This window comes from Flavobacterium circumlabens, assembly GCF_004345565.1.
Taxonomy (GTDB): Bacteria; Bacteroidota; Bacteroidia; order Flavobacteriales; family Flavobacteriaceae; genus Flavobacterium; species Flavobacterium circumlabens.
The window spans coordinates 93,527-108,592 of sequence record NZ_SLWA01000008.1; the positions used below are offsets into that span (position 1 = coordinate 93,527).

The window sequence follows — 15,066 nt, forward strand, 5'->3', positions numbered from 1 at the left end:
AATTGAATTTTTTTGATTTGAAAAATCAAATGAAGCTTCTGTAAACGGTATTTCTTAAACCAATTTCCAGCAATAATAAAAATGCTGCGAGTAAAACAAAAACTCTGTATTTTTCGTCGTAATCATAGAACTTCAATTCCTGGATTTCTGTTGTTTCCAGTTTATTGATCGATTTATAAATCTGTGCCAATCTGTCGTTGCTTGTTGCTCTGAAATAAGTTCCATCAGTTTTTCGGGCAATGTTTTTCATCAATTGCTCATCGATTTCCACTTTTTGCATTTTAAATAAAAATCCTCCATTTGGTCCGTAAGCGTATGGCGATTCTGCCATTCCGTTACTTCCAAGACCAATGGTATATACTTTTATTCCGTATTGTTTTGCGATATCAGCAGCTGTTTCGGGTTCAATAAAACCGGCGTTATTTACACCATCTGTCATCAGGATAATAACACGGCTTTTTGCTTTACTGTCCTTAAGACGGTTTACAGCAGTTGCCAGTCCCATTCCAATTCCGGTTCCGTCCTGTAAAGCCGTATCGTATTTAATTCCCTTTATGGCTTCTAAGATAATCGCTTTGTCACTTGTAACAGGTGTTTTTGTATACGCTTCGGAAGCATACAGTACTAATCCGACTCTGTCATTTGGTCTCTCTTCAACGAAATCTGCCGCTACTCTTTTTAAAGCCTCCATACGGTTTGGCTTTAAATCTTTCGCCAGCATACTTCCTGAAACGTCAATTGCAATAACAATATCAATTCCTTTCGTTGTTTTCGTCTGATTGCTGATATCTACGGTTCTTGGTCTTGCTAATGCAATAATTAAAGAAGATAGGGCAATAGTTCTGAAAACATACAAACACGGTTTTAGTTTTGTCAATAGTGATTCACTATTTTTAAAACCCTGTGTTGAACTCATTTTTAGGGTAGCCGACTGTTGATTGCGTTTCAGTAAAAACCAAATGATCGCAATTGGAATTAATAGAAACAACCAAAAAAATTCCGGATTTAAAAAAGTTATCTTACTCATTAGTTACCTGCTTTTCTAAGTTCAACAGAATTTAAAATCCTTGTTGTGATATCATTTGCGTACGAATCACCTTCTTCATGCAAAATCATGATTTGCTGTAAGCCCTGATCTTGTTTGAAAAGCAAAATTTCGTAATACGCTTTTGCACTTGTTTTATCAAGAGGGTTTAAGATGGTCATTGTTCCGTAGCCTTTTAATCCCTGAACACCTTCGTTGGTTTGGAAATCTTCTTGTTTTACAATTATATTTTGTCCGCCCTGAGCTTCAATTACTTTTAAAGAACCTTCTAAAGTTTTGGCTAAATCCAGCTCAACAGGTTTTTTGAATTTACTGGTAGAAACCGTAATAAAGAAATTATCAATCATACTTCCGTATGTAAAAAGCTGCATTTCCTTAATCAGGGCCATTGTTTCTTTTGGCAGCACTTTTTGGGCATCCATACGTTTTAAAACTTTTGGAGTTTCAATTAAAACACCCGGATTTCCATACTCGCTTTTTACCCATTCTCCTTCTAAAAGCCGCTTCGTCGGATTCATTAAAAGGGTATCTTTCACATAAGTGAAACCTTTATTTGCAATAAAAACCGCTGTGGTAAGGGCTAGTAAGAGAAAAACAGATCCTACGGCAATTGCAATGCGTTTGTTGCGTTTTTTTCGTAACTGAATCTTGATTTGTTTTTGTCTTTGCGCTTCATTCAGTAATTCGTCCTCTTCATTCGGAACTTCTGTCGGAATCGCGTTATCAAGCGTTAAGATTACTTTCTGGATTTTATTTCTATCCTCGGTAATTTCAAAATCCAAAGGCTTTGATTTTGCAAATTTTACTAAATCAGCCTGACGTAAAACACGTTCTAAATTTTCAACAGTTTCAGGTGTCAAAGCCATTTTCTTTTTAGTAGAAGCAGTTCTGATGGCCTGAATCAATTCGGAAGTCGTGCTTTCCATTGCCGGAATGTGAATGGCTTCTTCAATATAGTTACGGGCAATATCCGTTAATTCACTGTAATATTCTTTAATTTCACCCTTTTGAACCAATTCTTTCTGCTCCAGGTTGTTCAGTAAGCTGGTGGCCTTTTCGATAGGTGTTTTATAAACTTCTTCTTCAATTTTCTTCTGTTGGCGTTTTTTGACAAACCAGTAGACAAAAATTCCAATTCCGATAAGTACAACTCCAATCAAAAGGTAAAGCCACCAATCGCTAATGCCGCTGTCACCAGCAGTTATATCTTTGATGTCGTACATTTTTTGCTGTAAAGTATCCACTTTTACGTTAGCGACTTCAACACGGATAGAATCACTTAAAAAAGGTTTTTTGTCAATCAGAATCTGAACACCCGGAATCGTATATTTTCCCGAATCAAACTGTGTTAAACCGTATTTTTTGATCAGTTCGTAAGTGTCATTTTTCTTAACCGTATCAATTGGGTACGATTGAATTACCTCAAGCGGACCAATGTTTTTTAGTTTAGGAAAAACGACTTTAGATTTTGAACTCACCACCGTTTTAAGCGTTAACTTAAATTCGGCTCCAATTTTGTTTTTCGTAGTATCAATGCTCGTTTCTACCTGTTTTTGCTGTGCAAAAATAGACGAGGAAAGCAAAAATAAGAATATGTAAAACTTTAATTTCATTTGATTTTTTTGATTTCAGATTTTAGTCTAAAATGTGCTTAAAAATGGAACGCTGATGACGCAGATTTAAGCGAATTTTTTTATCTGGATGTTTGATATTCTTTAAAATCTAATATTCTAACAATCTAAGAAGTCTGATATTCTAAATTATCTTGACTTGAAATACCCCAGTAATTTAGTTACGTAATTCTCATCGACTCTTGTGTTCACAACACCTGCGCCGGATTTGCTAAAAATATCCTTGAAATAATTTACTCGTTCCTGATAATGTTTTTCGTAATTCATTCGCACCGATTTTGAGCCTGTGTCAACCAATTGAACTTTTCCGGTTTCGGCGTCAAGCATGCTGACCATTCCTAAATTAGGGATTTTTTCTTCGCGGATATCGTAAACACGGACACCTGTTATGTCGTGTTTTTTGGAAGCAATTTTTAAAGTCTGCTCGTAATTTTCAGACATAAAATCAGAAATTACAAAAACAATCGCTTTCTTTTTCTGAGTTCCTGATAAAAACTTCAAAGCCTGTGCAATGTCTGTTTTTTGACTTTTAGGTTCAAACTCGATCAATTCGCGAATAATCCTTAAAACATGGGAACGACCCTTTTTTGGCGGAATATACAATTCTACATTGTCCGAAAAAAGAATTAAACCAATCTTATCGTTATTTTGTGTAGCCGAAAAAGCCATCGTTGCCGCTATTTCGGTTACGATGTCTTTTTTAAACTGATTTTTTGATCCAAAACCTTCAGAACCCGAAATATCAACCATTAAAACCATGGTCAGCTCTCGCTCTTCTTCAAAAACTTTTACGTGAGCTTCGTTATAACGCGCAGTCACATTCCAGTCGATGTTACGGATATCATCGCCATATTGGTATTGACGCACTTCACTAAAAGTCATCCCGCGTCCCTTAAATGAAGAGTGGTATTCTCCCGAAAAGATATGATTACTCAGCCTTTTGGTTTTGATTTCTATTTTCCGTACTTTTTTTAAAAGCTCTTTTGTATCCATTTGATTTGTTTAAAGTTTAAAAATTTCAGGTTTCAGGTTTGCTTTACAACAACCTGAAACCTGAAACCTGAAACAAATTTTTAAGGTACTTCAATCTCGTTTACGATTTTGTTGATAATGTCTACAGAAGTAATGTTTTCGGCTTCAGCCTCGTAGGTGATTCCAACTCTGTGACGTAAAACATCATGCACAACAGCACGAACATCCTCAGGAATTACATAACCACGGCGTTTGATGAAAGCGTAACATTTTGCTGCATTGGCTAAATTGATACTTCCACGTGGTGATGCTCCAAAACTAATAAGAGGTTTTAAGTCTGCCAGTTTGTACTTCTCCGGATAACGGGTAGCAAAGATGATATCTAAGATATATTTTTCGATTTTTTCGTCCATGTAAACTTCACGGACAGCTTCCTGTGCGCGTAAAATTTGTTCAACGGAAACTACAGCATTTACTTTTTCGTAACTTCCTTTCAGGTTTTGACGAATTACAAAACGCTCTTCGTCGATTTTTGGGTAGTCAATTACCGTTTTCAACATAAAACGATCGACCTGTGCTTCAGGAAGCTGGTATGTTCCTTCTTGTTCAACAGGGTTTTGTGTAGCAAGTACTAAAAACGGGCGGTCTAGTTTGAAAGTAGTATCGCCAATAGTAACTTGTTTTTCCTGCATCGCCTCCAAAAGTGCTGATTGTACTTTCGCGGGAGCACGGTTAATCTCATCGGCAAGCACGAAATTGGCGAAGATTGGCCCTTTCTTAATAGAAAATTCGTTTGCTTTGATGTTGTAAATCATTGTTCCGACTACATCGGCAGGTAATAAGTCAGGTGTAAACTGAATACGGCTGAAAGAACCCTGAACAGCTTGTGACAAAGTATTAATGGCTAAAGTTTTGGCCAGTCCCGGAACACCTTCCAATAAAATATGACCCTGTCCTAAAAGACCAATTAATAAACGCTCGACCATATGTTTCTGGCCCACAATAACTTTGTTCATCTCCATTGTAAGAAGGTCTATAAAAGCACTTTCTCTTTCAATTTTTTCATTTATCGCTCTAATGTCTAAAGTCGTTGTATTTTCTTCCATATAAATATTTTTAAAACCTTTTTAAGACGTTGATTTATGTGCCTAACTTTTGAGAGTGCAAATTGAATATTTTTTGAGAAGTAAGATGTTAAAGAATGGTTAAAACTTCGACCAATGACCTAATTTTAAGGACGAATTGTGAATCTATTTTTATATTTTTAAGAACTTTGGTGATTATGCTGTAGAAAAGCATATTTAATACCAAAAATAACGCAATATTACCATGAGCAAAACAACATTATCGCCTATAATTTCGGGCACTATGAATTGGGGGGTATGGGACAAAAACCTTACATCTAAGGAAATGGAAAACATGATACAAATCTGTATCGAAAATAAAATCACCACTTTTGATCACGCCGATATTTACGGATCTTATACCACGGAAGCCGACTTTGGAAAAGCTTTTCACTCCAGTAAAATTGACCGTGAAAAATTACAGCTTATCACCAAATGCGGAATCCGCATGATTGCTGAAAATCGTCCCGAAAATAAAATTAAGCATTATGACTATTCCAAAGAATATATTATAGGGTCTGCTGAAGAATCGTTGAAAAAATTAAAAACAGATTATGTTGATGTTTTTTTATTGCACAGACCAAGTCCGTTGATGCAGGCTGATGAAATTGCCGAAGCGGTCGAGAAATTAAAGACTGAAGGGAAAATCATAGATTTTGGACTTTCCAATTTTACCAGTTCCCAAACGGAGTTGATTCGCCAGAAAACAGAAGTAAGTTACAATCAGGTGCAGTTTTCGGCAACACATTTTGAACCGATGAAGGACGGAAGTTTAGATTATATGCAAACGCACGGAATCAGACCCTTGTCATGGAATCCGCTTGGAACTGTCTTTAGGGAAGATACCAAGAAAACACGTCGTTTGAAGAAATTGCTTTCCACTTTAGTAGAAAAATACCATTTTGGTTCGGATACACTTCTGCTTTCCTGGATTTTAAAACATCCCGCAAAAGTTATTCCCATCGCCGGAACAGTAAACATTGCCAGAATTCAATCTTTAATGAAAGCAGTCGAATTAGAAATGGATAAAGAAGACTGGTTTGCCATCTGGACTGAAAGTATGGGCGACGATGTAGCCTAGTTTTCACTGTCAGTATTCAGTATTCAGCCATAGAGGTTGTAATATGTTTTGAACATAAAATAATAGCCACAGATTATTAGATTTTCACAGATTTAAGATCATTTAATCTGTGGCAAAAAAAATAAAAAGCAGCATGAAAAAAACAGTTTTAATTACTGGAGCCACAAGCGGGATTGGAAAAGCAACCGCTCAGATACTGGCCAGAAATAACTATAAAATTATCCTTTGCGGAAGACGTAAAGAACGTTTGGACGAACTTGAAAAAGAACTTTCTGCTTTTACGGAAGTCCATTCGCTTTCTTTTGATGTTCGTGATAAAGAGACAGTTTTTTCAACTATAAACTCATTGCCAACAGAATTTTCGCAAATTGATGTTTTAATTAATAATGCCGGAAATGCTCATGGTCTGGATCCAATTCAAAATGGAAATACTGACGATTGGGATGCTATGATCGATATTAATGTGAAAGGACTTTTGTATGTTTCAAAGGCTATTATTCCACAAATGATCGAAAGAAAAGCGGGACATATTATCAATATTGGTTCTATTGCGGGTAAAGAAGTTTATCCGAATGGAAATGTTTATTGCGCCTCAAAACATGCTGTTGATGCTATTAATAACGGAATGCGAATGGACTTGAATCCATACGGAATTAGAGTAGGAGCAATTCATCCGGGAATGGTTGAAACCGAATTTAGTGAAGTTCGTTTTAAAGGCGATGCAGATAGAGCGTCGAATGTTTATAAAGGTTTGGATGCTTTACAAGCGGAAGATATTGCGGATATTATTCATTTTGTGGTTTCGAGAAAATACCATGTAAACATTGCGGATTTAATTGTATATCCGACGGCGCAAGCCTCGGCAACAATTGTCAAGAAGAATGTTTAGATTATTTGACGTTGGACTTCTTAGATTTTAGACTAGCTTAGACAGCGAGATTTAAAATTGTTAAATCTAAAAATTTAAGAAGTCCAACGTCTAAGAAGTCTAAAAATCTAACATCTAAGAAGTCTAAACTAAATGATCAACAAACGTCTTTTAATAAAAAATTTACTCGCTCATAATGACGAGAGCAGTTTTTATGACAAAAAAAGACAGTTGAACCTGCACACCCGTGAAGGAAAGGGAAAGTTTCTGAAACACATTTGTGCCTTATCCAATTCAAATCCTACCAATAATTCGTATATCGTTGTTGGTGTTGAAGATCAGGATAATGAAATTGTCGGGGATGATTTCTTTGATGACAGCCGGATTCAGAATCTGGTGAATGCTTTTTTAGAAAATCCGCCTAAAATTCAATACGAGAATGTGCCTTTTCCGAATCTTCCAAAAGATAAAGTGATCGGTCTGGTGACCATTAAACCCAAAAATAAGATATCTTACTTTAAGAAAGGAATACATACCATTGTTGCCAATAGTGTTTTTGTGAGGCGTGGCAGCAATTCGGTTCCTGTTGAAGGGGAGATTGAAAAGAATTACCAAAATACGGAAACCGTTATTGGAATCGAAAACAATTCCCGAAACAGTATTCAGTATACACTGGACGGCGTTATCGATTTTATGAATTTCAGGCATAAAGATATGTCGCCGAAATACAATGTTTTTAAAGAATTGTTTGTGATCTGTTGGGCCGGAGTTCCTAAAAAATCCAGAGATAAAACTTTTTTGTCGCGGGTAGATATCGAATTAATCAACGAACAGATTAAACTTTTTTATTCGGCTCAGGATGTAGTTACCATTGTTTTTGATGATGATAGTTTTACCATTACGGAGTATGTTCCGTTAGGCTTGAATGATAAAACGAGTTATTACCCTTTAGAGGAACAAACCATCCGGTTTTTTGATAACGGCTATTATAAGATTGATCGCAAAATGCTTTTTCAGCCACCGGAATTCAACCGAAGAATGCTGTACCATATTTACAATTCAAATGTCACATTGCTTCAGAAATTACAAAAGGGATTTACGCTTTCTGAACGCGAAATGTTTGATTTAGAAAATCTTCCCTCTACTTTTATGATTTGCTATCTGAATGGGTTTGATGATGCCAGGCAAAAATTAATAGATTCTAAACCACTTTTAAAACCTTACGGGCAGGTATATTTATCTTTTAAAGAAGCATTGCGAATTTTGCGTAAAATGAAATACGACGTTCAGTAGGAAAGTTTAAAGTTGCAGAAACTCAAGCGGGAAAATTTATTGGTAGCGTAAATATGTACTGACTTTGTCGTACGGGAAAAGAATTTCCTTGGCTCCTTCTGCATAAGAAGCTGCTTCATAGGAATTGTAATATAATAGCAATCCGTCTTCTGTATAAAAAATATTCTGCGGCAGTTGAAATTGATCGTTTTCAAACATTAGTCCGGTAGCGTTGATATTGGCTTTTTCCGGTATATTGTATTTGGCACGGAATTCTTTTTCGGCAAAAACCTTAAACTCTTTTGGATTTTTGAAAATCTGATCGTTAAAAAGTGTTTTTCCGGTTTTTGGATTGAATAATAAAGAGCGGAAACCCTGATAACCGTGAGCTCCTCCGGTAAAAGTGTAATGATCAATTTTTATATTCAGGACTTGTTCCGATTGAAATTCGATATTGCCCGTAATTTTGGCTTCCCAGCCATAAGTTTCACTCGGGAATTTTTTATGCATTTCTTCATAAGAAGCAATAAATGAGGAAGCTAATGTAATATAGTCGGATGCTTTTAATGGTTTTTCTTCAAAATAAACAATTTCCTTTACTGTCGAATATATTTTTTTATTAATGCTGTCCGCAATGATCTTACTGTTTTTTGCAATTGGAATATCGATTTTAATATAGGGGCAATCTTTATCGCAGGGCAGGGTGGTTTTTTTTTCAAATGTTTCATTCTCAAATGAAAGCTCTTTGTTACAACTAATGCATATCAGAAACAAAAAGACTAAAAAAGTATACTGTTTCATGTCTAAAAGTGTTAATTATATACAAAGGTAAGAAGTTGTGGCTGGATTAAAATAAATTAAACGGTAAATTTGTACTGTTAAATTAGGTCTAAAAAACGTAACTATATGAAATTCAACACAAAAGTAATACATGGTGGTCAGCATCATGATCCAAGTACAGGAGCTGTTATGCCTCCTGTATATCAAACTTCAACTTATGTTCAGACAAGTCCGGGACAGCCTTTGGGGGATTATGAATATAGCAGGGCTGCAAATCCTACCCGTACGGCATTAGAAAACGCTTTGGCGAGTATTGAGAATGGTACACGCGGATTGGCTTTTTCATCTGGTCTGGCAGCGACAGATTGTATTTTGAGAGGGTTTAAAGCCGGAGACGAGGTAATCGCGATGGATGATTTATATGGCGGAACCTATAGAATGTTTTCCAGAATTTATAAAGATTCAGGGATTAAGTTTCATTTTGTTGATATGACCGATATTGCAAAACTGAAGTCCTTAATCAATGAGAATACAAAATTGATTTGGGTTGAAACCCCAACAAATCCATTAATGAAACTGGCAGATATCCAGGAAATTTCAAAAATCACCAAAGAGCATAAAATCTGGTTAGCTGTCGATAATACGTTTGCAACACCTTATCTGCAAAAACCTCTTGATCTGGGTGCTGATATCGTGATGCACTCTGCTACAAAATATTTAGGTGGTCACTCTGATGTTATTGCAGGAGCCTTGATCGTAAAGGATGAGGCTTTAGGAGAACAACTGCATTTTCAACAATTTGCAACCGGAGCGACACTTGGACCAATGGATAGTTTTTTGGTTTTGAGAGGAATTAAAACGCTTTCATTAAGAGTACAAAGACATTGCGAAAATGGAGAAAAAGTGGTGGAGTACCTCACGAAACATCCAAAAATAAAAACAGTTTATTACCCTGGATTGCCAAGTCATCCTTTTCATGAAATTGCCAAAAAACAAATGAAAGGTTTTGGAGGAATGGTTTCTTTTACTTTTAATTCAGGTAAAAAAGAAGATTCAATTGCATTTTTGGAAAAACTTAAAGTTTTCACCCTGGCAGAATCATTGGGTGGAGTAGAATCATTGGCCAATCATCCTGCTTTAATGACACACGCTTCTATTCCTGCGGATAAAAGAGCTGAGGTTGGTATCACTGATGATTTAGTTCGATTGAGTGTTGGAATTGAGGATGCAGAAGATTTAATAGCCGATTTAGAACAGGCACTAGCCTAAAAAAACAAAACCCCAATTCGAAAGAGTTGGGGTTTTTTGCTTTATATTTATTTTGTAAATTCTAGAAATCCAGATAGAAGATGTAACCTGCGTTAACCCATACTTGTGAATCATTAGACTTGTTTTCTTTGTACATGTCTTTGTTAGGGTTTAATCCGTCAACCCAGTCAGAGCTAAAACCCTGATAACGGATATCAAGCATTAAATCGCTCATTTCTGATAACTTGTAATGAACACCTACACCGGTTACAAGAGATAAAACTACACCAGTTTCGGTAGAAAATCCAAATTGACGACCATCCGAAGGGGTTAAGTATTTTGGATAAGTGGTGGCCGAAGTTCCCAAAGGACCTAATGACGAACCTACTTTTGTTGAATAATAACTAACCTGAAGTCCTAAACTTACGTAAGGACTAAAACTGCCAATGGTGTTTTCATAATCATGTATTTTCATAAATGGGGAAAATTCCAATTGGGTACCCAGATTTAATAACGTAGAACTGCCGGTCATGGCTTTCAGTTGTTCTGTTGTAATCTTAGGCGGATTTCTGTCAACATCTTCTCCAAAATGTTTTAAATCGGTTTTGTTGAATGATAATTCCGATCTTACTTTGAAATGTTCTGAAAAAAAACGATCTCTGTTACTGTTCGACGAAAAGTTGATAAAGTGAACGATTCCTACTCCAAATCCGGTATTTCCGACATTCGTTTTAAAATCGTGTCTTTGTCCATAATCGGATTGAAAAGATACGGGGCCGAATATTATTCCTACTTCTTGTGCAATAGACTGGGCATTTGCAGTAGTTGAAATTCCTAATAAGGCGAATAATGTGAGTACTATAGGTTTAAGCATGAGTTTGGGCTTTCAAATCTTGAGCAAATATATAAAAAACATGTACGATTCAAAATATAATATTGTCCTATTAGAAAATAAGTAGCAAAATACTTAATTTGCTAACTTTAATTCGGTTGTTTTGATGTAAATTTAGAACTGTAAAATGCTATTTTTAGGATTGTTTGAAAAATTTACAATTCGGTGATTGAAACAAAAAAAAATAACATTGAATTATCATTTTACTATATCTTTGTGTGTCAAAACGAAAACGTTTTCTTAAACGTGTTTTCTAAGATTAAAAGAGTCAAAAATAAAATAATTTACTAGAATAATTTATTTAGAAATGGAACAAAAAATAAATGAATTTATGGCTCTTGTAGAGTCAAAAAATCCAAACGAGCCAGAATTTCTTCAAGCCGTTAGAGAATTTGCAGAAACGGTAATTCCATTTATTGCAGAAAGAAAAAAGTATGATGGAAAAAACTTACTTCTTAGAATTGCCGAGCCAGAACGTTCTATAATTTTTAGAGTTCCATGGGTAGATGATAATGGAGAGATAATTGTAAACAGAGGTTTTAGAATTCAGATGAACTCCGCAATCGGACCTTACAAAGGCGGAATCAGATTTCACCATACCGTAAACCTGTCTGTATTAAAATTTCTTGCTTTCGAACAAGTTTTTAAAAACAGTCTGACAACACTTCCTATGGGAGGTGGAAAAGGAGGTTCTGATTTTGATCCTGAAGGAAAATCTGATGGTGAAATTATGCGTTTTTGCCAGTCTTTCATGACAGAATTATGCCGTCATATTGGTCCTGATTTAGATGTTCCTGCCGGAGATATTGGTGTGGGTGCAAGAGAAATCGGTTATTTATTTGGTCAGTACAAAAGAATCAGAAATGAATTTACAGGTGTTTTAACCGGAAAAGGAATTGCTTACGGAGGTTCATTGATACGTCCTGAGGCTACCGGATATGGTGTTGTTTATTTCACAGATCAAATGTTGCGTACTATCGGGCATGATATTAAAGGAAAAAGAGTTGCCATTTCAGGTTTCGGAAATGTTGCCTGGGGTGTGGCGCTAAAAATAAACGAATTAGGAGGAAAAGTAGTTACGATTTCCGGACCTGATGGTTATATTTATGATGAAGAAGGAATTTCAGGAGAGAAAATCGAGCACATGGTAGAAATGAGAGCTACCGGCGATAACAGAGCTGAAGTTTATACTAAAAAATATCCAAACGCTGTTTTCCATAAAGGGAAAAGCCCATGGGAAGTAAAAGTGGATATCGCGATTCCGTGTGCTACTCAAAACGAACTAAACGGTGATGATGCCAAAAAACTAATTGATAATGGGGTATTGTGTGTAACTGAAGCTGCAAATATGCCTTCAACATTAGATGCCATCAAATTATTCTTAGACAATAAAGTATTATTCGCTCCGGGGAAAGCTGCAAATGCCGGTGGAGTTGCTGCATCCGGATTAGAAATGACCCAAAATTCAATTCGTCTGAACTGGACTAGTGAAGAAGTAGATTTAAGATTGAAAGATATCATGGTTGGAATTCACAACCAATGTAAAAAATACGGTGCTGGTGAAGATGGTTACGTAAATTATGTAAAAGGAGCGAACATTGCCGGATTCGTTAAAGTTGCAGATGCTATGCTTGCGCAGGGTGTAGTGTAATTTTAATTACAGTTTTATAAATGCCTTCGTTTCTGTTATCAGGAATGAAGGCATTTTTTTTTCGCTATTTTTAAACAATAAAATTCGGAAATTACTCCGTCTGTTTATATCGGTCGGATCGTGGTAAAAATAACGTGAATTATTTATGAAGAGAACAAAATTCAAATAGTTACGTTTGTAGTATATTTGTCTATCCGAACATATTTGATAATGAAGAGAAGGTTTTTGTACATTTTGTTTTTATTGCTCATGCAATTCGCGGTCGCACAGAATAAATTGTCCTGGCAGGGCTATTTTTCGTTTAATGAAATAAAAGATATTTCAGAAAGTGCAACAACTGTTTTTGCCGCTTCAGAAAATGCAGTATTTTCTAAAAACCAGGCAAACAACACTATTAAAACAACTACTACTGTTGACGGACTTTCAGGACAAACCATTTCTGCGTTATATTATAGTGAGACTGCTAAAAAAACTTTAATAGGATACGAAAACGGTTTGCTGGCTATTGTGAATGAAACCGATGGAAGCATTTCAAAAAAAGTAGATATTATTAATAAACAGTTAGCGCCTAATCTAAAGAAAATCAATCACTTTATGGAGCGTGACGGTCTCGTTTATGTTTCTTGTGATTTTGGAATTGTGCAGTTTAACCTGAAAACATTGCAATTTGGCGATACCTATTTTATTGGTGATAATGGTGCTGAAATAAGTGTCAGACAAACTTCTTTTTTTAACGGGTTTATTTATGCGGCAACTTCCAGTGGAATCAGGAGAGCGGATCTTGCAAATGCGAATTTAATCGATTTCAATCAGTGGAGTGTGGTTAATTCAGGAGATTGGTCCAGTGTTGAAACGTTTGATACAGCACTTATAGCAATCAATACTGCGGGATACATTCACAGATATAATTCCAGTACATTTGTTGGGTTTGTTCAGCTTCCACAGTCTTCCGTAGACATGCGGGCCAAAAATAATAATTTGTTTATTACAACCGCTACAACTGTTTATGTTTATAACAATCAAATGACCTTGAGTCGTCAGATTAGCAATACGCAGGTGCTGAATGATAGACTGAGTTTTAGCTGTGCGACGACTGTTGGAGATTTAATTTACATTGGAACAAAGGAGAATGGCTTATTCTCGTCAACACTTTCAGGAGCTTCTGTTTTTGAGAACAGTACACCAAAAGGACCTTTACGAAATAGTGTTTTTGCGCTTCAGGCTACGACAACTTCATTATGGACAGTTTTTGGAGATTATTCCGGTGTCTACAATCCATATCCAAAAGATAATTATGGAATAAGTAAATTCAGTAAGGATCAATGGCTGGACATTCCTTATGAAGAAGTTTTAGGCGCTAAATCGTTAGTAAGAATAGCGGTAGATCCAAATAATGAGAATAAAGTATACATCGGTTCTTATGATGCAGGTTTGCTAAAGGTTGAAAATAATGTACCCTCTTATCTTTACGGAACAGGAAATAGTTCGTTAGACGCTATTTCGGGTACGACAGATGTATGGGTTAATGGAACCGTGTTTGATAAAGCTGGAAATTTGTGGATGAACAACAGCTTAGTAGACGATGGAATCAAAGTGCTGAAACCAAATGGAGACTGGCAGGTTTATTCGACAAAATCAATAATTACGAATGTTGCGAGTTGTGCTTTTGGCCGAATGGCTATTGATAAAAACGGAACAAAATGGATGGCAACCTACAATAATGGTATTGTCGGATTTAACGAAAAAGGAAATGTGTTCAAGAAAATAACAATGGGTAGTGATGCCGGAAATCTTCCTTTTATTGATGCACGTGTAGCAACTCCGGATAATAACAATCAGCTTTGGATAGGGACAACAAAAGGATTGAGAATTCTTTCTAATGTCAATAGTTTTTTAACAGATAGCCAGTTAACCACAAAAGCAATCATTATTCTGGAAGATGGCTTAGCGCAGGAATTGTTGTACGAGCAGTTTATTACAGATATTGTGGTTGACGGATCTAACAACAAATGGATTGCAACTGCTGATTCCGGCGTTTTTTTAGTTTCTCCTAATGGGCAGGAAACCAAATATCATTTTACAATAAATAATTCTCCCTTACCCAGTAATACTGTAAATGACATTGATATTAACAGTGCAACAGGGGAAGTTTTTATAGCAACAGACAAAGGGCTTGTTTCTTTTAAAGGAGTTTCAACCGCTGCGAATGAAGATTTGAATGAGGTATTTGTATATCCAAATCCAGTTCGTCCCAATTATGCGGGAACTGTAAAAGTCGCAGGATTACTGGATAAAGCGAATATAAAAATTACAGATATTGAAGGAAATCTTGTTTTTGAAACGACCTCCCAAGGCGGAACAATAGAGTGGGATACAACTGCGTTTGGCAGATATAAAGTCGCGTCCGGAGTTTATATGATTTTTATCTCCGCTCAGGACGGCGTTGAAACTAAGGTTAAAAAAGTAATGATTATCAGGTAGTTTGATACCCGCCGTTTTATT

General features: G+C 36.0%; 12 protein-coding genes. 6 read left to right on the forward strand and 6 right to left on the reverse strand.

The genetic code is table 11. The annotated features are described in order from the left end of the window. Window positions 1-25: 25 nt before the first annotated feature. From EV142_RS17990 to EV142_RS18005, 4 genes are all read right to left on the reverse strand, one after another. Window positions 26-1,027 carry a vWA domain-containing protein gene (locus EV142_RS17990; protein ID WP_132037234.1) on the reverse strand — a complete coding sequence of 334 codons (1,002 nt, stop codon included), beginning with the start codon at window positions 1,025-1,027 and terminating at the stop codon, window positions 26-28. Next, on the reverse strand, window positions 1,027-2,658 hold the full coding sequence (locus EV142_RS17995; RefSeq protein WP_132037235.1) for a phenylalanine--tRNA ligase subunit alpha: 1,632 nt from the start codon (window positions 2,656-2,658) through the stop codon (window positions 1,027-1,029). The genes EV142_RS17990 and EV142_RS17995 overlap by 1 nt, the downstream gene beginning before the upstream one ends. A 147-nt stretch (window positions 2,659-2,805) precedes the next feature. Further along, on the reverse strand, window positions 2,806-3,669 hold the full coding sequence (locus EV142_RS18000; protein WP_132037236.1) for a DUF58 domain-containing protein: 864 nt from the start codon (window positions 3,667-3,669) through the stop codon (window positions 2,806-2,808). A gap of 80 nt (window positions 3,670-3,749) precedes the next feature. Further along, window positions 3,750-4,754, reverse strand: a complete 1,005-nt coding sequence (locus EV142_RS18005) for an AAA family ATPase (RefSeq protein WP_132037237.1) — start codon at window positions 4,752-4,754, stop codon at window positions 3,750-3,752. A gap of 223 nt (window positions 4,755-4,977) precedes the next feature. On the opposite strand from EV142_RS18005, the gene EV142_RS18010 reads away from it, so the two are divergent. The 3 genes from EV142_RS18010 (at window position 4,978) to EV142_RS18020 (ending at window position 8,014) form a co-directional block, all read left to right on the forward strand. After that, window positions 4,978-5,853, forward strand: coding sequence for an aldo/keto reductase (locus EV142_RS18010; RefSeq protein ID WP_132037238.1), 876 nt, complete (start codon window positions 4,978-4,980; stop codon window positions 5,851-5,853). Window positions 5,854-5,986: 133 nt separating this feature from the next. Beyond that, window positions 5,987-6,742 carry an SDR family NAD(P)-dependent oxidoreductase gene (locus tag EV142_RS18015; RefSeq protein ID WP_132037239.1) on the forward strand — a complete coding sequence of 252 codons (756 nt, stop codon included), beginning with the start codon at window positions 5,987-5,989 and terminating at the stop codon, window positions 6,740-6,742. 132 nt (window positions 6,743-6,874) lie between these two features. After that, window positions 6,875-8,014 (forward strand): ATP-binding protein, encoded by a 1,140-nt coding sequence (locus EV142_RS18020; protein WP_132037240.1) that lies wholly within the window; start codon window positions 6,875-6,877, stop codon window positions 8,012-8,014. Between the two features lie 36 nt (window positions 8,015-8,050). Here the strand turns inward: EV142_RS18020 and EV142_RS18025 are convergent, their stop codons facing one another. Further along, complete coding sequence (locus EV142_RS18025) at window positions 8,051-8,794, reverse strand: DUF3298 and DUF4163 domain-containing protein (RefSeq protein ID WP_132037241.1); 744 nt, start codon at window positions 8,792-8,794, stop codon at window positions 8,051-8,053. Between the two features lie 81 nt (window positions 8,795-8,875). Here EV142_RS18025 and EV142_RS18030 point away from each other — a divergent pair, with 81 nt between their 5' ends. Further along, entirely contained in the window at window positions 8,876-10,042 is a 1,167-nt protein-coding gene (locus EV142_RS18030) for a cystathionine gamma-synthase (RefSeq protein WP_262710774.1), read from the forward strand. A gap of 61 nt (window positions 10,043-10,103) precedes the next feature. Here the strand turns inward: EV142_RS18030 and EV142_RS18035 are convergent, their stop codons facing one another. Then, window positions 10,104-10,895: a THC0290_0291 family protein gene (locus EV142_RS18035; protein WP_132037243.1), complete on the reverse strand. Its 792-nt coding sequence runs from the start codon at window positions 10,893-10,895 to the stop codon at window positions 10,104-10,106. Between the two features lie 325 nt (window positions 10,896-11,220). On the opposite strand from EV142_RS18035, the gene gdhA reads away from it, so the two are divergent. Together gdhA and porZ are read left to right on the forward strand one after the other, a co-directional pair. After that, window positions 11,221-12,564, forward strand: coding sequence for an NADP-specific glutamate dehydrogenase (gene gdhA / locus EV142_RS18040; RefSeq protein ID WP_132037244.1), 1,344 nt, complete (start codon window positions 11,221-11,223; stop codon window positions 12,562-12,564). 210 nt (window positions 12,565-12,774) lie between these two features. Beyond that, window positions 12,775-15,045, forward strand: a complete 2,271-nt coding sequence (porZ, locus tag EV142_RS18045) for a type IX secretion system anionic LPS delivery protein PorZ (RefSeq protein ID WP_132037245.1) — start codon at window positions 12,775-12,777, stop codon at window positions 15,043-15,045. The last annotated feature ends 21 nt before the right edge of the window (window positions 15,046-15,066 follow it).